The sequence below is a fragment of the Shewanella marisflavi genome (assembly GCF_023283925.1).
In the GTDB taxonomy this organism is placed as follows: domain Bacteria; phylum Pseudomonadota; class Gammaproteobacteria; order Enterobacterales; family Shewanellaceae; genus Shewanella; species Shewanella marisflavi.
Genome location: NZ_JAKIKX010000002.1, coordinates 194,717 through 216,630 on the forward strand (window position 1 = coordinate 194,717; position 21,914 = coordinate 216,630).

Genomic DNA, 21,914 nt, shown 5'->3' on the forward strand with positions numbered 1-21,914 from the left:
TAAAATGAAAAGCACTAATAATAACAAGGAGTCCTATGCACATTGAAAACAGCAAGCGTTTGCGCTTTGAGCTAGTCACGCAAGAAGATGCACAGTTACTGTTTGATCTTAACCGAGACCCTGAGGTGATGCGTTATATTAGCGGCGGCAAGCCATCGACCATGGCAGAAATTCAAGATTATTTTATGCCCCGAATCCATGGCTTCACAAATAACGACACTGGTTGGGGGCTATGGAAAGTCTTTACCCTTGATGGCCAATTAGCGCCTAACGACTGCTTTATTGGTTGGATTTTAGTAAGACCCATGGATTTTTATAGCGACAGTCCCAAAACAAACGATCTTGAGATCGGTTGGCGCTTTATGCAGTCTGCCTGGGGCAAGGGGTATGCAACCGAGGCAGCGAAAGCCGTGTGTCAGGCACTGGTTGAACAAGCCTCGGTCATCGGTCAGCCTATCAGCCATTTTAGCGCTATCGCCGATCCTGCTAACAGCGGTTCGATAAACATCATGACCAAGCTTGGTATGGAATATATTAAAAACGATAGGGTCGAGACGCCTGACGGTGAGGTTGAGGTGGTCCTATATCGTATGCCAGCCTAAAAAACTGTGCCTTAAATGGGATGAGAAATAGTATGAACCGCCGTATTAGACGAGCGTCTAATTAATTAAAGGCAGGGGAGTAATGTAAATTGATTTTCATTTTGGTAAAATGCCGCAAAATTTAATGTGAGAGTTAACTATGCCAATGTACGTTGTGGGACATAAGATCCCTGATTCAGATTCAATTTGTGGTGCGATTGCGCTGGCTTATCTAAAAAACCAGATCGGTGAAGAAGCAATTGCCGCAAGACTTGGTGAGCCTTCACCTGAAACCGCCTTTATCCTGGATCGCTTTGGTTTCGAAGCACCGCTATATAAAGAGCACTACGCCGGAGAGCAGGTTTATATCGTTGACCACTCTGAGCTGACTCAGGCACCAGATGATATTGCACAAGCCACTATTGTCGGTATCGTCGATCACCACAAGCTGGGCGATTTAACCACCTCTACACCTCTTGAGTGTTGGATCCGTCCAGTAGGTTGCAGTAACACAGTTATCAAGATGATGTACGATTTCTATAACGTCGAGATCCCGAAAGATATCGCCGGTATCATGATGTGCGCCATCTTAAGTGATACGGTTATCTTTAAGTCTCCTACTTGCACCACAGCCGATATCAAGTGTGTCGAAGCCTTAGCAGAAATTGCCGGAATCGAAGATTACAAAGCGCTGGGAATGGAGATGTTCAAGGTTAAGTCGGCCGTTGAAGGCACGCCTGCACGTGATCTTGTGATGCGCGACTTTAAAGACTTCAACATGAACGGAAACCTTGTTGGCATCGGTCAGCTTGAGGTGATTGACCTGTCTGTTTTTGACAGCGTCAAGGCAGAACTTGAAGCCGATATCGCCGCGCTTAAGGCAGAAGGTAATCGTCACAGCGTTCTATTGCTGCTGACAGATATCATGAAAGAAGGCTCTGAAGTACTTGTGGTTTCAGACGATGCCGATCTTACTGAGCGTGCTTACGGTAAAGCCAGTGAGAATGGCCGCGTTTGGCTAGATGGAGTGTTAAGTCGTAAGAAGCAGGTGGTGCCACCACTGCAAGACGCTTTCGCTTAATGCTATAAAAAAGCCGGTGATTCACCGGCTTTTTTATCCCTTACGTACGATTTCCGCGCTTAATATTAACCCGGCTTTTTATCACGTAGCCTAATATGGTCTCTCAGCTTTTGTAACCTATCATCAGCTTTGGCGTATAAGGTATCTTTCGGGTAATCCTCAAACTCAAAGTCTCGCTCGCCAGCCGGCAGACCCGTTAAGATCTCTACAGCCTGATCGACATGCTCGATAGCCCAGATAGAAAACTCACCCTTAGTAACCGCGTCAACAATATCCGCACGCAGCATCAAGTTTTGCACGTTGGTGTGGGGAATGATGACCCCTTGTCCTTTATGGCGGCCCTTTATTTTACACACATCGAAGAAGCCTTCGATTTTTTCATTTACGCCACCAATAGGCTGCGCCTGACCAAATTGGTTCATGGAGCCAGTGATTGCCACATCTTGGCGCAGTGGCACCTTGGCAAAAGCAGACACAATGGCGCATAGCTCAGCCATAGAGGCACTGTCGCCATCAACGCCTGAATAGTTTTGCTCGAAGGTGAGGTGGGTCGTCAGTGGGATTTTATCTGTTTGTCCAAAAATAGACGCTAGATATGCGGTTAAAATCATCACCCCTTTAGAGTGGATCTGTCCGCCGAGCTCTACCTTACGTTCTATATCAAATACGGCACCTTCACCCAAAGAAACGCTTGCCGTGATCCGGCTTGGCGCGCCAAACTGGTGATCCGATGTGGCAACCACAGACAAGGCGTTTATCTGGCCAATAACACTGTGTTGGGTGTCGATAAGTGTCGTACCGTTGATAAAACTTTGCATCACATGATCCCTTAGCCTGCACACTCTCAATTCATGGTTATGCAGTGCCTGGTCAACATGGCTGGCCCGGATCATATTGGCATTACTGGATTTCGCCACATAATTTGACTCTCGCAGCAAATTAGCAATGTCGGCTGAGTGCAGTGACAATTTGTTTTGTGCATCGGCCTGACGTGCACTGAACTCTATGATGCGTTTAATAGCGGTGCGGTCACAGTGCAACATATTATTGCCCTGAACTATGCTCGAAATAAATTTTGCATACTGAACTTCGGACGCATCAGTGCGCGGCATTTCATCTTCAAAGTCTGCGGTGACTCTAAATAGCTCTTTAAATTCGGAGTCATAATGTTGAAGCAGTTGATAGGTTTGATAGTCACCAAACAGAATAATCTTAACGTCCAAGGGGATCGCTTCGGGGTCAAGCGAAATGGTACCTGAAAGGGTGACTTCACGTTCTAGCGAACTGAGGCTGAGCTTTCTTGAGCGCAGAGCGCGTTTCAAGCCATCCCAAACATAGGGCTGTTCTAACACTTTAATGGCATCTATCATCAAGACACCACCATTGGCCTTATGTAGGCTGCCGGGACGAATGAGAGAGAAATCAGAGAAGATAGTACCTTTATAGGTCGCGTTTTCAATATATCCGAAGATGTTATGGTAGTTTGGGCTCTCTTCAATGACGATCGGCATCGGGATATCGCCATGATTAACCAACACATTGACTTGGTAACGCCGCGGCATCTTCTTTTCTAGTGAGGCGTAGGAGAGGGCGATCTGCTCATCATTCTGCTCTAGAAAAATATCCAAATTATCAATAATATCTTTATGCATATCATTGAGATGGCTCTTAACCTCTACTATATCTGTGTAGCGCTCCTTTAAGGGCTCAAGCAGATGTTGTAATACCTCCTGGGCAACTTCTTCGTCATGCTTTTGTTGTTTGTCTGAATAGCTTTCCTCCCAAGCAGTAAACTTGCGTACCACTTCGCGTAGCTTGGATTCGAGACTACCTATATTCTTCTCGAGCTTAGCTTGCTCTTTTTCGCTAAGGGCGGCAAAACTCTCTTCAGTGTGAGGTTCTTCACCATTCATCGCGACCAACTCATAGCTGCCTTGAGCATTAATGGACAGACTAATTTGCTTCGAGGCGGCTTCTTTGGTGATTTGCGTCAGTGCTGATTCTTGTTTGTCAGCCAGCTGCGCTTTTAGTTTTTCAGCGCGGGAATAGTAAAGCTCATTGTCGAAAGCTAGGGGGAGGGCCTTTACCAACCGCTTCATAAGCTGCTCGATATCGGCTTTAAAACCTTGTGCCTTACCTCGAGGCAACTTCAGCACCTTTGGGGTCCGGGCATCATCGAAATTAACCACATAGCACCAATCGAAGAGCTGATGATGGCCATTGGGATCGTATCTATCAAGATAACGCATCACCATAGTTCGTTTACCTAAGCCATTACGACCTATGGCATAAATGTTATAGCCTTTATCTTTCATCGACATGGCGAACTCAACGGCTTGCTGCGCGCGCTCTTGGCCTACGATTTCGTTAAGTGGTGTTAACTGTTTGGTAGATTTAATATTGGGATCGAGTAGAGCAAGTGTCGAAAATCGGTATAGCTTGTCACTGGCAAGAGGAGAGATAGACATAGGCGAGAGCCCTCATATGACAAATATTAAGCTCAGTGTAGGCAGCTCATTTTTTAATTTACAATCATTTTTTATGTTGAATGAAAGATTTAGCGCATCTAATGAGTTGTTCGCTCAATATGTAACCAATGCAGCCGTTCCAGCGATTCATTTTTCAAATCCGTTTCATTCAATATGACAAATTTGCATGTAAGGTTAAGGCTCAAGTAGATTCTTTTGACTCGCACATCGCCAATAAGTTGATAAGATAGCGCATGTTGCTAAGCCAACTATACTCTTTGTTATACACAGGGACCGTGAAGTTTAAATAATAAGAGATCCTGATATATGCCCCATGACGTTCCTAATCTAAATCCTGATCTACTCCAGTGGTTGGCTAATGATAGTTACCTACTTCAACTTACACTGGACACCTTGCCTGTGCCCATCTTTTATAAAGATATAGAGGGGGTTTATCTGGGTTGTAACAGTGCATTTGAATCATTTATCAAGCTCACGAGAGAAGAACTGATCGGTAAGAGCGTCTATGAACTCTTTGATGCCGATTTAGCTGACGTTTACCAGCGGGCCGATCAGGCATTATTTGATAAGCCTGGTGTACAAATCTATGAGAAAGAGATTAAAACTCGAGAAGGCGATGCGGTTTATGTTCGTTTTCATAAGACAAGTTTTAACGACAATCAGGGCAAAGTTGCCGGGCTGATCGGCGTTATTTTCGATATTACTGAGCAGAAGGCACTCGAAGCCCAGTTAACACACCATGCCATTTATGATGATTTAACCCAGTTTTATAACCGCCGTGAAGGCATTGCCATAGGCGAGCGCCTGCATCATGCCTGTAGCCAACAACAGGGAGAACTGGGGATCATTCTTATCGATATCGATTTCTTTAAGCAGATTAACGATACCTATGGTCATATGACGGGCGACGAAGCACTGCGTCACATCGCCACCATTTTGAAACAGCAGCAAGATCCGCAGGATGTATTGATGCGCTGGGGTGGTGAGGAGTTTGTCGTTCTGGTTAATCGACCTTGTGGTGCAGAGCAATCCTTTGAGACTTATCTCTATAACCATGCGCAGGCTTATTGTGATGCCATAAGACAAAATCGTTTTCAGGTAGGCGATGATGTGCTGGAAATTACTTTTAGCTGTGGGCTAAGTATCTTCACGCCAGGCAAGCACCTAAACCAGATGTTACATGACGCAGACACTGCCTTATATAGAGCCAAAGACGCGGGGCGTGACAATGTCAGTTGGTAGTAATTGCTCCCACATATCGCATTTAACATAATATACATTGTGCGCATTACTGTGTGAGGAGATTCCTAAATAGATACAATAGAAGCTGTAACAGCCTCTATCGGGTAAATCATACCTTATCAGTGAGTACACAAACTTTTAATGCTTATCGTTTGGCAGCTGCAAAAATAGTAACGGCATACAGCGACTATCTTCAATATCGAGTATCGGTCTCACTAGAGATCGTCTACAGCTATTTACCATTTTTTGTTGAGTAGCTCATTTAATCTTATTTCTCGACGCTTTTGTTGATAAGGCCCATGACAACGAACCGCTATTAATCCCTATAGCGAACTATCATTTCATTGAATATCGTTAACCAGCCAACCTAAGCCACGAACTTATTTGAACATTTTGTGATTCTGACACGCGTTGCTACGTAAAATCTGAGTGGTAATCCCCCTAGAGATATAATTTCATGCACGTAGCGACGCGCTATATATGAAGGATTATTTTAGATGCCAGTAAAAACCGTTTTATCTAACGCTTAGCATGGCCTTTATGTTGGAGCCAAACAACATTTCATGATTAACACTGTTTTAGTGCGAACCGCTGTAAAACAAGAATTTTGTGCAAATCCTGAGAGCAATGAATATCGGAAAGCATTGAATTTTGCGCGCCAATCCTTAGCGGTAATGCCAAGATTTATCAAAGGTAAACGCAATGCATAGGTAAACTCAGTGGCAAGGTTAAGCGCGCTCGAACAGATAAAAGTAACCACCCTCATAAGCGATTTGTTGCGAGCACTATTACTGGCGATACATAAAATGGCGGACTGCATGATTCAAATCTGGCACGTAACCTTGGGCACCTAACCTTGATCACGTTGAACCAGCAGGTAAAGCAATGCTAATAGATTAGTGCTAGATGCACATAAACTCGGATTTTATTGAAATGCCGATAATGAGACTTATCGGCATTACTTGATTTAAAATAATGACACCCGGTCATCGTTATTTTGTGCCGTTACTTCTTTTCATTATTTTGGTCAATCAATCCCAGCCAATCTGTCCATAGGTTTATTCGCAGCACTTTGATGCCTTTCGGCTTGCGAGGTATGTAAATATTGTGACGTTGTGTCAATACTCTCGTGCCCCGCATCAGCCTGAACATGAGATAAAGGCCTTCGATTCAGATTGATATCATGAGTTATCCCCGTATGGCGGATATTGTGAACGGTCAATTGGCGCATGGATTCAGCATCTTGGATTAATCCATCATTTTCTGCGCTATTGGCGGCCTGTTCAATGAGATGCTGAACCTCTTCTCTCACCTGTCGGATCCCCAGGTTTGCAGTGACCAAACCAGCGTCTCGGCCACGACCGGCTGCCCTGTGTCTTATAAAGACAGGGGTTTGTTCTTGATAAGTCGGCAACTGAGTCAACCCTAAATAAGCTCGATACGCTTTTAACGCAGCCAATAGCTCATTTGACAAGGGTATTTGACGCGCCTTGCCCCCTTTACTCTTTGGTATATGGAAATGCCAAATCCCCGTCTGCTGATGCTGCTTAAACTGCCCCATGATGGGACTGTAACCCGCTCGCGCACTGACATCGGAAACCCTTAAGTAGCATCCGTAAATAAGCTTAATAAGGAATAAACTCCGTTGGTGCATTTCTGGGTTTTGCTTAGCCAGTTTTTCAACCGTAGAGATAACGTAGGACCACTGCAACTCAGAAAACGCGAGTCCACCGCCCTCCTCTTCGCTCAGTTGAAATTTGTGTTTGTGCGCAAACTTGGAGTGATTCATCCAGGCTTGCGCAGGATTACGTTCGCAATAATCTTCAGCCATAAGAAAGCCGTAAAAGGATGACAATATAGCCATCTTGGTTTTTAAAGCATTGTCACTTAATTGATAAGGTTGGTTTTTCTTACCGACAAAGGGTCGCCAATTGGGGTTAGGGATTCGGGTCTGAGTTAACTTATCAAATTTGAACTGAGCGACATTAAAGTAACCTATCAATGCCGTTGGCGGTGATTGGCAGTAGGCCACAAACCTATCCATATCTCGACGAGTCACGTTCGCGGGTGAAACCTGGCACACGTCGAAGCACCAATGCAAAAAGCTGGTTATTTCACTTCGAAAACTCTTGTAACTGTTTTCATTATCTCGCTGAGCAAAAAGCAGATCACTCGCTAATTCGTAGACTAAGGCCGCATCTTCTATACCACCCATGGCTAACGCCGTAATATGCTGATTGATAATGGGGTTGCCAGCATCGATATACTCACTGGACTCAAAAAGAGGCAAAGTCTGCAATCGGATATACTCCTGTGAAACGACAAAGCGATGTAAGAAAAGTTAGTCAGGTCTAACTATAACAATTATAAAGAAAAAAGCGGATGATATATTTGTGCTCTATGACTGGCGCAAGCTATAAGCCAATATCTAATCTAGCATCAAAGACCATTTTCTCTCCTATTGAAGCGTCTAATGGACGCTATAACCACTTATGATAATGAAATACCTCCAAGTGAGTAAAAAATTACTAAATACCTAAATTGTTCTGTAATTTTATCTAGTTTCCCAGCCAAATGTAGCACCAGTTACTACACTAATAACTAAGATCAAGTGAGTTAACCAATGAGGGAAACGGATGCTGATTGATATGGCAAAAAAGAGTCCACTGTTTTCTGGTAAAAAGAAATCAATCGAAGCAGAATCTGGACCGGCCTGGCGCATACTGATAGTCGATGACGAGCCCGATGTTCATACCGTCACTAAACTCGCTTTGTCACGATTTAAACTCGATCACCGTGGCATCGAATTCATCAACGCCTATAGCGGTGAAGAAGCAAAACGCATTCTACTAGAAGAGCAGGACGTCGCCATGGCTTTCATTGATGTCGTCATGGAAAGCGATCACGCCGGCCTCGAGTTGGTTAAATGGATTAGGGAAGAAAATAAAAACAAGAACATCCGGCTTATCCTTCGCACAGGGCAGCCCGGTCAAGCTCCAGAAGAAGATGTGATCGTTAATTACGATATCAATGACTATAAAGCAAAGGCAGAACTTGATTCGCGCAAGCTTATTACCAGCGTCTATTCCGCACTGAGAAGTTATCGGGATATCATGGAGATTGAAGCTGCGAAGATGGCTCAAATCCGCTACCGGGAAGGACTTGAGCGTGTACTTAAAGCAACCTCCGGCCTGTTTGAGCTGCGCACCTTACATCACTTTGCCGATGGGCTATTAACGCAAGTCGCCAACCTACTCAACCTTAACAACGAAACCTTACTGCTGACCTGTAATGCTATCGACGCCATGAGCCAGGATCTTAGCCCTGACAAATTGCACATACTGGCGGGCACTGGACAGTTTGCCGCACACCATGAACAAGTGATTCCAGAACCCATTGAAAAGCTGTTAAAGCGTGCGTTAAAAGAGCAAACCTGCTTATATGAAGATAATCTTTTCGTGGGCTATTTTCCTGCAAAAAGCGGCTGGATCAACTTGCTCTACATGGACAATATTCACGCCATTGGCGACCTTGATAAAAAGCTTATCGATATCTTTGCCATTAATGTGGGGGTTGCGTTTGAGAACCTGTTACTCAATAAGGAGTTGGAAGACACCCAATCTGAGCTTATTTTTAGGCTGGGTGATGTCGTTGAGAGCCGTTCAAAGGAAGCCGCAAACCATGTCAAGCGGATGGCCGAATATTGCTATCAACTGGCAAAGCTGGCAGGACTGGACGAGCAGCAGGCGGGGCTGCTAAAGCACGCCTCCCCTATGCATGACATAGGTAAAATTGCCACGCCAGACTCAGTGCTACTAAAGCCTGGAAAACTAACGCCTGAAGAGTGGGAGATCATGCGCCAACACCCAGCTATTGGACACCAAATTCTCGGTAAGTCAGAACGTCCAATCCTAAATGCCGCAGCGATAATTGCATTACAGCATCATGAAAAATACGACGGAAGTGGCTATCCTTCAGGCTTAAAAGGAGAAGAAATTCATATCTTTGCACGAATCGTGGCCATTGCCGATGTTTTCGATGCCCTGTCTCATGAGCGCTGTTATAAGCCTGCTTGGCCAATCGAAGAGGTGATTGAAGAGATCGCTCGCAACGCTGGCAGTCATTTTGACCCCAAGTTAGCGCATCTCTTTATCGATAATATTGAAATATTTAATAAGGTTAGGCTGGCACTGAGTGATAAAAACTAAGTATACCTTGGCCACTGATAGACTGCGTTAAAAGCGGGTGTCAGTGGCCTCTACTTAGCTATCGGCTAAAAAATCAAACATAACCACCTTGGCTTCACCTTGGATTTTAAAGCTAGCGATAAGTCGCCACACCATATAATCACTGCTGCATGAACCGTATATTAGCGGACCTTGATAGGTGTTTTTACCTGTTTGGCTTAACTTAACAGGGATAACCCCCATAAACATGTCTCTTCCTTCTACCCTTACCGATAACTCTTCTAAAGCGACACTGCTGGTTAAGGTCACCTGCAAGGGCTTTTCACTAGGAGTGTTTTCTGGCGAAATAGCCAATGAGATCCGCTGTCCGCTTAGCTCTCTGTCGCAGGTCTTTTGATTAAAGTCGCATAGTGTCTGGTCAATTTCAAAGGGAGTTTGGGTAGCGTTTTGGTCAAGCTTTGGTAATTGTTTTTCTGATGGTTCGCAACCACAAAGCAGCAAAGTAACAATAAGTCCGGCTAAACGCCATAAATCAGGGGAACGCCATTTTGATAGCACAATTATTAACCTTTTGAATCATAGTGTTTACATTCTATCCAGGTAGTTTGATCTGGATCAATAATGGATGCCGCATAATTCCTATCTTTTTTGATATTGCTCAAGTATCATTGCGTTACTCGGCATTAATTTGCGTTAATGTTGTGTAACACATTGACACAGTCATGTTTGTTTCGTAGGGAAACAAGCCTTTGATGTCATTTTACCGGGTAAAGTGCCACTTTACTCAAACAATAAGTATAAGTAATAAGCAGTGGAAGCAATATGATGAACCATTCCCAGCCTCAAGGCGCTGATTACAATTACACTGTTGTCCGCCAATTTGCCCTTACCACAGTATTGTGGGGCATTATTGGTATGACGGTAGGTGTATTGATCGCGGCCCAGTTAATCTGGCCACAACTTAACTTCGAAACTCCCTGGCTCACGTACAGTCGTCTAAGACCTCTGCACACCAATGCCGTGATTTTCGCGTTTGGTACTTCAGCGTTATTTGCAACATCCTATTATATCGTCCAGCGTACCTGCCAAACCCGCCTATTTGCACCTAAGCTAGCTGCATTTACATTCTGGGGATGGCAAGCCATTATTCTTTCAGCCGTTATTACTCTGCCGCTTGGTTTAACCAGCAGTAAAGAATACGCCGAATTGGAATGGCCTATCGATATCGCTATTACCATAGTATGGGTTGCCTATGCCGTTGTGTTCTTTGGCACAATCGTTAAGCGAACCACGTCGCACATCTATGTGGCAAACTGGTTCTTTGGTGCCTTTATCATCACGGTAGCTGTACTGCATATCGTTAACTCTATGGCAGTACCTGTCAGCCTGTTCAAGTCATACTCATTATACTCTGGCGCCGTCGATGCCATGGTGCAATGGTGGTATGGCCACAACGCCGTTGGCTTCCTGTTGACAGCTGGTTTCCTTGGTATGATGTACTATTTCGTGCCTAAGCAAGCTGGTCGTCCTGTTTATTCTTATCGTCTATCTATCGTTCACTTCTGGGCATTGATTGCACTGTATATCTGGGCGGGTCCGCACCACCTACATTACACTGCGCTACCAGACTGGACACAATCACTGGGTATGGTGATGTCGCTGATCCTATTTGCACCTTCTTGGGGTGGTATGATCAACGGTATTATGACGCTATCTGGTGCATGGCATAAGCTTAGAACTGACCCTGTACTGCGTTTCCTTATCGTTTCTCTCTCTTTCTACGGCATGTCGACCTTTGAAGGTCCAATGATGGCGATTAAGACAGTGAACGCGTTATCTCACTACACCGACTGGACTGTTGGTCACGTTCACTCAGGCGCGCTAGGCTGGGTAGCTATGGTTTCAATCGGTTCGCTTTACCACCTTATTCCTGCGGTTTACGGTCATGGCCGTATGTACAGCACTCAGCTGATTAACGTTCACTTCTGGTTAGCGACAATCGGTACCGTACTCTACATCGTTTCAATGTGGATTTCGGGTGTTATGCAAGGTCTAATGTGGCGTGCAGTAAACTCTGACGGAACCTTAACCTACAGCTTCGTTGAAGCTTTGGAAGCGTCATACCCATTCTACTTTGTCCGTTTCTTAGGTGGCCTGTTCTTCGTCACAGGTATGCTACTAATGGCATACAACGTGTTTAAGACAGTAAAAGCACCAAAAGAATCGTTGCCAGCACTAGCTGAAGCATAAGGAGTAGATTTGATGAAATTTAATCATGAGATAGTCGAGAAAAACATCGGTCTGCTGGGTATCTTTACCGTGATTGCCATCAGTATTGGCGGTTTGGTACAGATCACTCCCCTGCTTTTCCAAAAAGACACAACAGAGCCAGTTGATGGACTACGTCCTTATACTGCACTGGAGCTAGAAGGTCGCGACATCTATATCCGTGAAGGATGTGTTGGCTGTCACAGCCAGATGATCCGTCCTCTGCGTGCAGAAACTGAACGTTATGGCCACTACTCTGTTGCCGGTGAATCCGTTTGGGATCACCCATTCCTATGGGGCTCTAAGCGTACCGGTCCAGATTTGGCTCGTGTTGGTGGTCGCTACAGCGACAAGTGGCATGAAGTTCACCTGTTGGATCCACGTGCAGTAGTACCACAATCAAACATGCCTGCCTTCCCTTGGCTAGCTGACAACGTCCTCGACGGCGCGCTCACAGCTAAGAAGATGGAAGTGTTCCGCGGTTTCGGTGTGCCTTACACTCAGGAAGAGATCGACAATGCCAAGAAGGCTGTTGAAGGTAAAACTGAGATGGAAGCAATAATTGCATACCTGCAGTCGCTAGGTCACGCACTGAAATAAATTGGAGGCATGAATATGGATTACGGCACAGTACAAGGGATTATTACCATTGTTGTCATGGTGACGTTTGTCGGTATTTTTGCATGGGCTTATAGCGGTCGTCGTAAGGCTCAATTTGACGAAGCCGCTAACCTTGTTTTCTCTGATGAAGAGAAAAGCAAGGACTCAGGAGAACATAAGTGATGATGAGTAGCTTCTGGAGTATTTGGATTACCGTACTCACAATTGTGGTAATCGCGGGATGTTTCATCCTACTGTTTGTTGTCTCTAAAAACACTACCGGTGTTGAAGAAGGCAAATCAATGGGTCACAGCTTTGACGGTATTGAAGAGATCAATAACCCACTGCCTAAATGGTGGAGTTATATGTTCTACATCACTATCGTCTTTGGTGTGGTTTACTTGGCGCTATATCCAGGTCTAGGTAACTTTAAAGGTTTCCTTGGCTGGTCGAGCTCAAACCAAAGTATTGGTACCGAACAAGGTATCAAGGCTGACTCTGCCGCTGCCACTGAACTGGCTAAGCAAGAGAATCGTTGGGTTCAATACGATAAAGAAGTTGAGAAAGCTAACGCTAAGTACAGCCCAATTTTTGAAGCTTATTTGGCTACGCCCCTTGAAGAGCTAGTGAAAAACGAAGAAGCTCTGAAAGTAGGTGGTCGTTTGTACCTGCAAAACTGTGCACAGTGCCACGGTAGTGACGCGCGCGGTAGCAAGGGCTTCCCTAACCTGACTGACGGTGATTGGTTATATGGCGGTGAATTGGCTACCATCAAAACCACTATCATGAACGGTCGTCACGGCATGATGCCTCCAAAAGGCGGTTTACCTATCGAAGACAGCGAGCTTAAAGGTCTTGCTGAATACGTAGTGAAACTTGCCGGTCAGGAGCATGACGAAGCGCTAGCGGCCCAAGGTCAGGCGTCATTCATGAAAGGTTGTTTTGCCTGTCATGGCATGGACGGCACAGGTAACAAGTTTATGGGTGCCCCTAACCTGACGAATAACATTTGGTTATACGGTGGCAGCCGTGGCGTGATCCAAGAAAGCATCAAAAATGGGCGTTCTGGTGTGATGCCAGCCTGGAAAGATGTCTTGGGCGAAGAGAAAGTTCACGTCATCACAGCATATGTTTATAGCTTGTCAAACAAGTAATTACATTTAAGTAACACCAAGGCCTCGAGACAGATCGAGGCCTTTTTTTTAAGTGCCATAAACATCATTTAACGGTAAGATATGGCCAACAAAAATAACAGGTAGTACCCATGAAAAAACCACAAGCTTGGTATAAACAGTTTTGGCCTTGGTTTCTGATTATTTTGCCGCTTTGCGCCGTGTTTGCCAGTGTTAACCTCATGCTTCTCGCGATCGAAAATAAAGACTCTTTAGTGTCAGAAGATTATTACAAAGACGGCAAAGCCATTAATATGGATTTACGTAAGATCAAACATGCCAAGCAATTGGGACTTCAGTTTGAATTACAACTTAGTGACGACGAGATCACCCTCACCCAGCACGGCGGCGAGCCTTATGCGGCAGCGCTTAATGTCGAGTTTTATCATCCTACCCTACAAAAGAAAGATTTCGCCCAAGTTGCAACCGCTGATGGTGCTCAGGTCTATCGCATTAAGCTAGCTAAGCCTATTACAGGCAGCTGGGAAGTCAGATTAGAAGGTTTTGATCGGTCCTGGCGCATCCAAAAACGTCTAGAGCTAAAAGATAACAATCAATATTGGTTAAACTAGCCATTCATGGACTCGTTAAACTGTTTTCACTGTGGCGAACCCGTGACCACGGGTCGCCAATTCGAAACCCTTATCGATGGCGTATTGCAGCCTATGTGTTGTCCTGGCTGCCAAGCCGTGTCAGCCGCTATCATAGACGCTGGATTAACTAACTATTACAAATATCGCACCGAGCCTGGTAGCAAGCAGACCGCCCTGGTGCCCGAAGAACTCAGTAGCTTCTCGGCATTTGATCTCGCAGAAGTTCAGCAAGATTTCGTCCATCAGGGCAACGAAAGTGCCAGCACTTCATTGACCATAGATGGTATTACCTGCGCCGCTTGCGCCTGGCTTATCGAGCACAAACTGCAACACATAAAAGGGATCAACAAGATCTCAGTTAATACCACAACAGAACGTGCTCAAGTGAGCTGGGATCCTAAGGTAATAAAACTGAGCGAGATCCTACTACAAATAAGCCAAATCGGTTATCAGGCCGCCCCATATCAGGTCGATGACCAAGAGATCCAAAGTAAGAAAAATAGCCGCAAGTTTCTGTTAAGACTGGGGCTAGCTGGATTTGCCACCATGCAGGTGATGATGTTTGCGTTGGCACTCTATTCCGATTACTTCACCGACCTTGATGTGGAGTTCAGAGACTATTTCCGCTGGGTGAGCATGATTTTCGCCGCGCCTGTGGTGTTTTACTCCGCACAGCCTTTTTATTTCAGCGCGCTTCGCTCTATGTTGTCGGGGCGTCTCAATATGGATGTATCGGTTTCTATAGCGATCTGTGGAGCCTATATTGCCAGCTGCATAGCAACCGTTTCCGGCGACGGCGAAGTTTATTTCGAATCCGTCAGCATGTTTACCTTTTTTCTATTACTTGGGCGCTATTTCGAACAAAATGCTCGCCAAAAGGCTTCCATCAGTTCCAACAACCTGCATAAACTCATTCCTCTGACGGCCAATTTGCTCGATGAACGAGGTGAACAATCTGAAGTCCCGGCAAAACGCCTTAAGACTGGCGATATCATCATGGTAAAACCAGGGGAAGTGATAGCAGCCGATGGTGAAATTATCGAAGGTTCAAGCTGTGTCAACGAGGCCATGCTGACCGGCGAGCAGATGCCTGTGACTAAGCATTTAACCAGCCAGGTGTATGCTGGCACCATCAATGTCGACCACCCTATAAAGGTTGTGGTTACGGCGACTGGTCAGGACCAATTAGTAGCCGAAATCATTCGATTGCAAGAAGCAGCGTCGAATAACAAACCTAGAGTGGCCCTCTATGTCGATACCATTTCTAACTATTTCACCTGGACCATTTTAGTGATCGCCGCCCTCACCTATCTGGTGTGGAAACACTATTGGCCTGAAGATGCCTTTTGGGTAACGCTTTCTGTACTTGTCGCTACCTGCCCTTGTGCCTTGGCACTGGCCACGCCCACGGCGGTCACCTGCGCAACCGGGCTCTTCACGCGCTTGGGGGTTGTCGCCCGTCGTGGTGGCGTGTTCGAAAAACTGCCTAAAGTCGACCAGGTGGTATTTGATAAGACAGGCACATTAACTTGCGGCAGTCTGACCTTAAACCAGACTCACCTTTTTCATACCATGAGCCAAGCAGAGGCTCTAGCCATTAGCGCTGCCATGGAATCACAATCTATCCATCCCATCGCTAAGGCATTTGCCCCTTTTTATCGCCAAGATTGTCAGGTGAAGGAGAACCGATATATTGCCGGCTCAGGTGTTCTGGCAAAGGTTAATCAGCAGCAATATTACTTAGGTAGCGCCGCATTTATTCTTGAGCAAACCCAAATTCAAGCTGCCGACAACCTAGCAAATGTCTATCTGGCGACTCAAGATCACCTCATCGCTGGCTTTACGCTTAGTGATACCGTAAGAGACGATGCGAAGGAAACCGTAGACACGCTAAAAACGATGGGAATTGCCACCTGTATAGCCAGTGGCGATACAAGCGAGCACGTTGAGCAGGTCGCTCACGAAGTTGGCATTACTGCGCTCCATAAAGGTCTTAAGCCCCAGGATAAACTGACGCTGATTAACCAGCTAAAAGATCAAGGTAAGCGAGTGGCTATGTTTGGCGATGGTGTTAACGATGCACCAGTGTTAGCTGGCGCCAATCTCTCGATTGCCATGGGTAGCGGCACTGATATCGCCAAAAACAGTGCCGATCTAATTTTGCTCGGAGATCAGCTGTCTCGTTTTCCACAAGCGGTACGCATCGCCAAAATGACAGAGCAAATCATCAGGCAGAATCTGTTGTGGGCACTAGGATACAACCTGCTTATCATTCCTTTAGCGGTAACCGGACACGTGTTACCCTATATTGCTGCGATTGGCATGTCGGCCAGCTCATTAATTGTGGTTGCCAATAGCCTAAGACTACTAAAGGTTCGTTTATGAGTATTATCTATGTACTGATCCCCATTGCCATGCTGTTTGTGCTGGTTGCCGTAGGGATCTTTTTCTGGGCCGTAAAATCTGAACAGTTTGACGATCTTGACCGTCAAAGCGTCTCTATCTTGTTTGATGATGACATCAAACCCAAGACAAATAGCCAGCAAGACGAGCAGCAACCGCATTGATTGACTTCACCATAACCGGCGCCTTTTTAGTGGGGCTAATGGGGGCTGGCCACTGCATCGGTATGTGTGGTGGTTTAGTGGGCGCCTTCTCTCAACAACTTCCCAGACGAGCCTCGGATAATATTCTGCTTGGTCAGCTTAAATTTATCCTCAGCTATAACCTTGGCCGCATCATTAGCTACACCTTAGCCGGTGCCTTAGTGGGTGGCTCAGCAAGTTTACTTTCAACTCTGTTTAGCCTAGACGCCTATTTAGTCAGCATGCGCATATTTGCCGGTGTAATGATGATCATTACCGGACTCTATATTGCGCAAATATGGGCTGGCGTGGTGCAGATTGAACGAGTAGGCAAGTGGCTGTGGCGCTTGATAAGCCCGGTTGCGAACAAATTGCTACCTATTACTGATTTAAGACATGCCTTCGCAGCAGGATTATTGTGGGGATGGCTTCCGTGTGGCCTGGTTTACAGCACGTTAACCTGGGCCGTAGCGGCGAATTCTGCACAGCAAGGTGCCCTCATTATGGCCGCATTTGGTCTAGGTACCCTACCCGCCTTGGTCAGTGCAGGGGTCGCGGCGCGCTACTTCGCCCAGTTGGTTCAACAACGAAAAGTCCGCATATTTAGTGGGCTTATTCTAGTAAGCTTTGGCATACAAACTTTGTATATTGCATTTGCACAGCTAGGCTAGCTGTGACTATTAAATTAGTTTAACATAAGCCTAATTGTGAAATTCGAGAGAGATTATGACAGATAATATTAAAAGTCGTCGTTCGGCTAGTCCCGGATGCGCCATTCATTGTCATGACTGCAGCATGGGCACTTTATGTATCCCTTTCACGTTGAATAATAACGAGCTAGATCAACTTGATGAGATCATAGAACGTAAGAAGCCAATACAAAAAGGCGAGCAGATTTTTAAGTCTGGAGACTCACTGAAATCTCTCTATGCGATCCGTTCTGGCACCATAAAAAGTTATACCATCACAGAGCAAGGTGACGAGCAGATCACGGGCTTCCATCTGGCCGGTGACGTGATAGGTTTTGACGGTATCCATTCACAGACCCACCAAAGTTTTGCCCAGGCATTAGAAACTTCAATGGTATGTGAAATTCCTTTCGATACCTTAGATGAGCTCTCAGGTACCATGCCAAAACTCAGACAGCAAATTATGCGTCTGATGAGTAATGAGATCCAAAGCGATCAAGAGATGATCTTATTACTGAGTAAGAAAAATGCCGAAGAGCGATTAGCCGCTTTCATCAGCAACCTTGCTAATCGTTTTGGTAGCAGGGGCTTCTCTCCTAAAGAGTTCCGTCTCACCATGACGCGTGGAGACATAGGTAATTACCTTGGTTTAACCGTAGAGACCATCAGCCGCCTATTAGGTCGTTTTCAAAAAGCAGAATTGATTGAGGTAAAAGGGAAGTACATTACCATAGTCGATTTTGACTCACTCAATAAGTTAGCTGGCAACAATAAGATAGGCCGCTGATTTAGTCGATTTTGAGGGCAAATTTGATCTAAAACAAAGCAATTTGCCCTATATCGACCATTATTTAAGTACCACATCAGATAAAGGAAAAATCTATGAAGGACTATCATAAAATCCTTGTTGTAGTGGATCCAACAAGCGAAAAGCAATCTGCCCTCGCCAGAGCTGTCGAACTCGCCTCAAAAAACCAAGCGTCTATTACCGTATTTCTCTCCATTTTTGATTTTTCCTACGAAATGACTTCGATTCTTTCGGGTCATGAACGTGAAGCGATGCGTCAAGGTGTCATTGCGCAGCGCCGTGCTTGGCTAGATGATATTCTCGTCAATTACAAAGAAAGCGGTGTGACGATAGACAGCGAAGTGATCTGGCATAACCGCCCCTTTGAAAGCATCATCTTACACGCTATTGCAGGCGGTTATGACCTCATCGTTAAGGGCACTCATGAACATGATAAACTCAAGTCGGTGATCTTTACGCCAACAGACTGGCATTTAATGCGTAAAGCCCCTGTCCCAGTCCTCTTGGTAAAAGAACATGACTGGCCAGTCGCGGGTAAAATTTTATGCGCGATCAACGTGGCATCTGAAGATGACGATCACCAAACCCTAAATGGCAAGATTATCGAACATGCGGTAGATCTGGCGAAGAAGTTTGACGCTCAAGTTCACCTGGTCAACGGTTATCCTGGTACACCTGTAAACCTAGCAATTGAACTTCCGGATTTTGACGCCCATACCTATAGCGAAACTATTCGCATGCAGCACGAGCAACGTGTTTGCTATCTCGCCAACAATTACGGTATCTCCAGCGATTTTTGTCATATCAAAGAGGGCTTGCCTGAAGATGTGATCCCTGAACTTGCCGAGCAACTTGACGCTGAATTGGTCATTTTGGGTACTGTCGGTCGTACCGGTTTTTCAGCTGCCCTTATCGGCAATACCGCAGAGCATGTGATAGACAGCATCAACTGCGATCTGTTAGCCATCAAACCAGACGGTTATAAGTCGCCACTCGAAGAGGATTGATCCTCCGGGCTATCTTTCTTTAGCCCTGATGTTTACGCTATACTACGCGCCCAGAATTTTACGATACTAGGCGCGTTTTTTATTATGTCTGAAGAAACCCTCTCGAAAAAGCAGTTAACTCGGCTCAACAAACTTCAAAAGCGCTTGCGCCGCGAAGTCGGCAGTGCCATTGCCGATTACAACATGATTGAGGAGGGAGATACCGTCATGTGCTGTCTTTCCGGCGGAAAGGACAGCTACGCCATGCTGGATATCTTGATAAATCTTCAGCTTAGAGCGCCAATCAAGTTTAATCTCGTGGCAGTCAACCTGGATCAAAAGCAACCCGGCTTTCCCGAAGATATTTTACCGGCCTACCTAGACAGCCTGAAAGTGCCTTATCATATTCTGGAAAAGGATACCTATTCTATCGTCAAGGATAAGATCCCAGAGGGTAAGACTACCTGTTCACTATGCAGTCGTTTGCGCCGCGGTACCCTCTATGGTTTCGCACAGAAAATAGGCGCCACTAAGATAGCACTTGGTCATCATAGGGACGATATTATTGAAACCATGTTCCTCAACATGTTTTATGCAGGAAAGCTAAAGGCGATGCCGCCTAAGCTACTGTCAGACGATGGTGCCAATGTGGTGATCCGTCCCCTCGCCTACAGCCGTGAAAAGGATATTGCCGAATATGCCGAGCTAAAGGCATTTCCTATCATTCCCTGTAACCTGTGCGGTTCGCAGGAAAACCTTAAGCGCGCTGCCGTCAAAGAGATGCTTAAGAGTTGGGACAAACAGTTCCCCGGCCGTATCGAGACTATCTTTACTGCCATGCAAAACACCAGCCCATCCCAAGGTGTGGATAGAGAGCAGTTCGATTTTGTCTCTCTAAAGCAAGATCCCAACGCGCCGATGAAAGGTGATGTAGCAGAATCTGATCTCCCAGCGTTTGACTTCCTAGATCTGGCCAACAGCGGTCATATCGATTTGGATGCAGCAAAACGCAGTAGCGACGCATTAAAAATTGACGTAGTCAGCACCTATGTTCCCTAGCAGTTGCTAAATGTAAAAAGCCCTCGTTATGAGGGCTTTTTACATACACTGACTATTCAAACACAGGGATTACTCAGTGACCCAAGGGCTGATCACCTTAGGCACTTCGCTAAACGAGAGGCTCTCAAGTGAGGCTATTGCATCGCTGGATAAACGATAATTTCCGTTTACCGTCTCTACCTTATCATCGAGTGTCACCTTGGCTTCGCCAGCAAATTCAATACTTAGCCCTGCAATATCATTGGCGAAATATTTCATTGGAAATCCCTGCATCTGCTTAAGCAGCTCATTCATCTGGGTAGCCAACTCATTCAACGCGGGTTGTGAATAGTGTTCGCTAGGCGATTTAGCCCTTATCTGCATCGCTACGCCACATCGGGTAACGTCATTTTTCATCTGTAGATTGATCAAGGCACGCTCTGACTTTAATGTCTCATCAAAGGGAATATAGAGGCGTTGATCTGCCGAGATGGTCAAAGGATAATGACGCTTCTCGGTGGTGATCGACCCCTGCTCTATCAAGCAACCGTTCGCTTTAGGCACCGAAAATGCGATATCAATTAGCGAATAATTCCCCTTATTCATCTGCTTCATTCTTTGATAGAAGCCCTGGTACTCTAACGAAATGGGCGTTGCCTGAACAACACTGGTTGCCAATACCAAGCAACTAAACAGCAGGCCTTTCTTCATGATTTTCCACCAAAAATTGATTATTATGACGTAACATGTCAAGCAGCTCTTCGATATAGGCTTCCTGACGCTCAGAATAGTTCATTAACCCATAAACCAACTTCTCTGCGCTAACGGGTTGATTTTGAGCGCGTAGATCGGCTCGAATGGATCTTAATAACGAATAAGCCGCGTTGGAATTAAGATTACGCATATACGATCCAACAGAATCTTCGACACTCTTAAACACCGCTACTTCATGACGAAGCCCTTCACTACGCGATTGTGGCACCAATCCACAGCCCTTCTTAAAGCACCACTGACCGAAAAAGTTCATTCCCTCTCTAGCAAAGCGACTACTCCCCCATCCTGTCTCGTTAGCCGCCTGGATCAACACCAGATCTTCGGGAAGGGTATCGACACGCTTTAACAGCTCATCCAGGGTGTTGAGAGTGGCGCTGCGCATCGAATATTGATACTTACTAGCCAACTGAAGAATACGATAATCTTCCGCCTCAGACAGTGGCTGACTGTTCTGTAGGTGCTGTCTGGATTGCAGTAAAAATTTGCGTTCGTCACTAATGACCGCATTATGATGACGAATGGCGGGTCGTAGAAAATCGAAAAAGGCCTGTTTTTTTTGCGACACATCGCTGATCGCCTGAAAATCGGGTATAGCACTATACTGACTCCGATTCTTCTGTATTGTGCCTGGTTCCTGAGAGTCATCCTGTTTTCCCTCAATCAGAAACAACTTCACAGCCAATACAGCGAGTGCCACAATACCTAGAGATAATATCAACTTATTGATGTGACCTGTTCTCAAATTCTTCTCTCTCGACAAATACTCTTGGTCGGCATTATATGTTATCTACGGCATGAACAAAACCGCTATACCCGTGGAG

General features: G+C 45.6%; 20 protein-coding genes. 15 read left to right on the plus strand and 5 right to left on the minus strand.

What is annotated here, in order from left to right:
• Window positions 1-35 precede the first annotated feature (35 nt).
• Together L2712_RS05695 and L2712_RS05700 are read left to right on the plus strand one after the other, a co-directional pair.
• Window positions 36-602: a GNAT family N-acetyltransferase gene (locus L2712_RS05695; protein ID WP_248977163.1), complete on the plus strand. Its 567-nt coding sequence runs from the start codon at window positions 36-38 to the stop codon at window positions 600-602.
• Window positions 603-741: 139 nt separating this feature from the next.
• The gene (locus L2712_RS05700; protein ID WP_033540499.1) at window positions 742-1,662 is read left to right on the plus strand and encodes a manganese-dependent inorganic pyrophosphatase; all 921 of its coding nucleotides are present in this window, start codon (window positions 742-744) and stop codon (window positions 1,660-1,662) included.
• Window positions 1,663-1,727: 65 nt separating this feature from the next.
• Here L2712_RS05700 and L2712_RS05705 read toward each other — a convergent pair whose 3' ends face one another.
• Window positions 1,728-4,130, minus strand: coding sequence for a Lon protease family protein (locus L2712_RS05705; protein ID WP_248977164.1), 2,403 nt, complete (start codon window positions 4,128-4,130; stop codon window positions 1,728-1,730).
• A 327-nt stretch (window positions 4,131-4,457) separates the two neighbouring features.
• Between L2712_RS05705 and L2712_RS05710 the strand changes: the two genes are divergently transcribed.
• Window positions 4,458-5,393: a GGDEF domain-containing protein gene (locus tag L2712_RS05710; RefSeq protein ID WP_248977165.1), complete on the plus strand. Its 936-nt coding sequence runs from the start codon at window positions 4,458-4,460 to the stop codon at window positions 5,391-5,393.
• A 1,027-nt stretch (window positions 5,394-6,420) separates the two neighbouring features.
• Here L2712_RS05710 and L2712_RS05715 read toward each other — a convergent pair.
• The gene (locus L2712_RS05715; protein ID WP_283104765.1) at window positions 6,421-7,692 is read right to left on the minus strand and encodes a tyrosine-type recombinase/integrase; all 1,272 of its coding nucleotides are present in this window, start codon (window positions 7,690-7,692) and stop codon (window positions 6,421-6,423) included.
• A 337-nt stretch (window positions 7,693-8,029) separates the two neighbouring features.
• Between L2712_RS05715 and L2712_RS05720 the strand changes: the two genes are divergently transcribed.
• Entirely contained in the window at window positions 8,030-9,601 is a 1,572-nt protein-coding gene (locus L2712_RS05720) for a DUF3369 domain-containing protein (protein WP_088904622.1), read from the plus strand.
• 54 nt (window positions 9,602-9,655) lie between these two features.
• Here L2712_RS05720 and L2712_RS05725 read toward each other — a convergent pair whose 3' ends face one another.
• A complete protein-coding gene (locus L2712_RS05725; RefSeq protein WP_248977166.1) occupies window positions 9,656-10,138 on the minus strand; it encodes a hypothetical protein in 483 nt (160 codons plus the stop codon).
• A gap of 264 nt (window positions 10,139-10,402) precedes the next feature.
• Between L2712_RS05725 and ccoN the strand changes: the two genes are divergently transcribed.
• The 11 genes from ccoN to ttcA all read left to right on the plus strand — a co-directional run bounded on the left by ccoN (window position 10,403) and on the right by ttcA (window position 20,340).
• On the plus strand, window positions 10,403-11,830 hold the full coding sequence (gene ccoN, locus L2712_RS05730; RefSeq protein ID WP_033538200.1) for a cytochrome-c oxidase, cbb3-type subunit I: 1,428 nt from the start codon (window positions 10,403-10,405) through the stop codon (window positions 11,828-11,830).
• Between the two features lie 12 nt (window positions 11,831-11,842).
• Entirely contained in the window at window positions 11,843-12,448 is a 606-nt protein-coding gene (gene ccoO, locus L2712_RS05735; protein ID WP_248977167.1) for a cytochrome-c oxidase, cbb3-type subunit II, read from the plus strand.
• 15 nt (window positions 12,449-12,463) lie between these two features.
• Window positions 12,464-12,631: a CcoQ/FixQ family Cbb3-type cytochrome c oxidase assembly chaperone gene (locus L2712_RS05740; RefSeq protein ID WP_033538198.1), complete on the plus strand. Its 168-nt coding sequence runs from the start codon at window positions 12,464-12,466 to the stop codon at window positions 12,629-12,631.
• Window positions 12,632-12,633: 2 nt separating this feature from the next.
• Window positions 12,634-13,602: a cytochrome-c oxidase, cbb3-type subunit III gene (ccoP, locus tag L2712_RS05745; RefSeq protein WP_248977395.1), complete on the plus strand. Its 969-nt coding sequence runs from the start codon at window positions 12,634-12,636 to the stop codon at window positions 13,600-13,602.
• Window positions 13,603-13,712: 110 nt separating this feature from the next.
• The gene (locus L2712_RS05750; protein ID WP_033538197.1) at window positions 13,713-14,192 is read left to right on the plus strand and encodes a FixH family protein; all 480 of its coding nucleotides are present in this window, start codon (window positions 13,713-13,715) and stop codon (window positions 14,190-14,192) included.
• 6 nt (window positions 14,193-14,198) lie between these two features.
• Complete coding sequence (locus tag L2712_RS05755) at window positions 14,199-16,598, plus strand: heavy metal translocating P-type ATPase (protein WP_248977168.1); 2,400 nt, start codon at window positions 14,199-14,201, stop codon at window positions 16,596-16,598.
• Complete coding sequence (ccoS, locus tag L2712_RS05760; protein ID WP_033538195.1) at window positions 16,595-16,780, plus strand: cbb3-type cytochrome oxidase assembly protein CcoS; 186 nt, start codon at window positions 16,595-16,597, stop codon at window positions 16,778-16,780. The genes L2712_RS05755 and ccoS overlap by 4 nt, the downstream gene beginning before the upstream one ends.
• On the plus strand, window positions 16,777-17,469 hold the full coding sequence (locus tag L2712_RS05765) for a sulfite exporter TauE/SafE family protein (RefSeq protein WP_248977169.1): 693 nt from the start codon (window positions 16,777-16,779) through the stop codon (window positions 17,467-17,469). Before ccoS ends, L2712_RS05765 begins: the two co-directional genes overlap by 4 nt.
• A gap of 55 nt (window positions 17,470-17,524) precedes the next feature.
• Window positions 17,525-18,274 carry an electron transport transcriptional regulator EtrA gene (gene etrA / locus L2712_RS05770; protein WP_033538193.1) on the plus strand — a complete coding sequence of 250 codons (750 nt, stop codon included), beginning with the start codon at window positions 17,525-17,527 and terminating at the stop codon, window positions 18,272-18,274.
• A gap of 95 nt (window positions 18,275-18,369) precedes the next feature.
• Window positions 18,370-19,302: a universal stress protein UspE gene (gene uspE, locus L2712_RS05775; protein ID WP_248977170.1), complete on the plus strand. Its 933-nt coding sequence runs from the start codon at window positions 18,370-18,372 to the stop codon at window positions 19,300-19,302.
• Window positions 19,303-19,386: 84 nt separating this feature from the next.
• Window positions 19,387-20,340 carry a tRNA 2-thiocytidine(32) synthetase TtcA gene (gene ttcA, locus L2712_RS05780; protein ID WP_248977171.1) on the plus strand — a complete coding sequence of 318 codons (954 nt, stop codon included), beginning with the start codon at window positions 19,387-19,389 and terminating at the stop codon, window positions 20,338-20,340.
• Window positions 20,341-20,409: 69 nt separating this feature from the next.
• Here ttcA and L2712_RS05785 read toward each other — a convergent pair whose 3' ends face one another.
• A complete protein-coding gene (locus L2712_RS05785) occupies window positions 20,410-21,030 on the minus strand; it encodes a DUF2987 domain-containing protein (protein ID WP_248977172.1) in 621 nt (206 codons plus the stop codon).
• Complete coding sequence (locus L2712_RS05790; RefSeq protein WP_198387146.1) at window positions 21,008-21,835, minus strand: glucosaminidase domain-containing protein; 828 nt, start codon at window positions 21,833-21,835, stop codon at window positions 21,008-21,010. Before L2712_RS05790 ends, L2712_RS05785 begins: the two co-directional genes overlap by 23 nt.
• Window positions 21,836-21,914 lie beyond the last annotated feature (79 nt).

Coding starts and splice junctions, on each gene's coding strand:
- L2712_RS05695 (WP_248977163.1), top strand. CDS start 36: ATGCACATTGAAAACAGCAAGCGTTTGCGCTTTGAGCTAGTCACGCAA.
- L2712_RS05700 (WP_033540499.1), top strand. CDS start 742: ATGCCAATGTACGTTGTGGGACATAAGATCCCTGATTCAGATTCAATT.
- L2712_RS05705 (WP_248977164.1), bottom strand. CDS start 4,130: ATGTCTATCTCTCCTCTTGCCAGTGACAAGCTATACCGATTTTCGACA.
- L2712_RS05710 (WP_248977165.1), top strand. CDS start 4,458: ATGCCCCATGACGTTCCTAATCTAAATCCTGATCTACTCCAGTGGTTG.
- L2712_RS05720 (WP_088904622.1), top strand. CDS start 8,030: ATGCTGATTGATATGGCAAAAAAGAGTCCACTGTTTTCTGGTAAAAAG.
- ccoN (WP_033538200.1), top strand. CDS start 10,403: ATGATGAACCATTCCCAGCCTCAAGGCGCTGATTACAATTACACTGTT.
- ccoO (WP_248977167.1), top strand. CDS start 11,843: ATGAAATTTAATCATGAGATAGTCGAGAAAAACATCGGTCTGCTGGGT.
- L2712_RS05740 (WP_033538198.1), top strand. CDS start 12,464: ATGGATTACGGCACAGTACAAGGGATTATTACCATTGTTGTCATGGTG.
- ccoP (WP_248977395.1), top strand. CDS start 12,634: ATGAGTAGCTTCTGGAGTATTTGGATTACCGTACTCACAATTGTGGTA.
- L2712_RS05750 (WP_033538197.1), top strand. CDS start 13,713: ATGAAAAAACCACAAGCTTGGTATAAACAGTTTTGGCCTTGGTTTCTG.
- L2712_RS05755 (WP_248977168.1), top strand. CDS start 14,199: ATGGACTCGTTAAACTGTTTTCACTGTGGCGAACCCGTGACCACGGGT.
- ccoS (WP_033538195.1), top strand. CDS start 16,595: ATGAGTATTATCTATGTACTGATCCCCATTGCCATGCTGTTTGTGCTG.
- etrA (WP_033538193.1), top strand. CDS start 17,525: ATGACAGATAATATTAAAAGTCGTCGTTCGGCTAGTCCCGGATGCGCC.
- uspE (WP_248977170.1), top strand. CDS start 18,370: ATGAAGGACTATCATAAAATCCTTGTTGTAGTGGATCCAACAAGCGAA.
- ttcA (WP_248977171.1), top strand. CDS start 19,387: ATGTCTGAAGAAACCCTCTCGAAAAAGCAGTTAACTCGGCTCAACAAA.
- L2712_RS05785 (WP_248977172.1), bottom strand. CDS start 21,030: ATGAAGAAAGGCCTGCTGTTTAGTTGCTTGGTATTGGCAACCAGTGTT.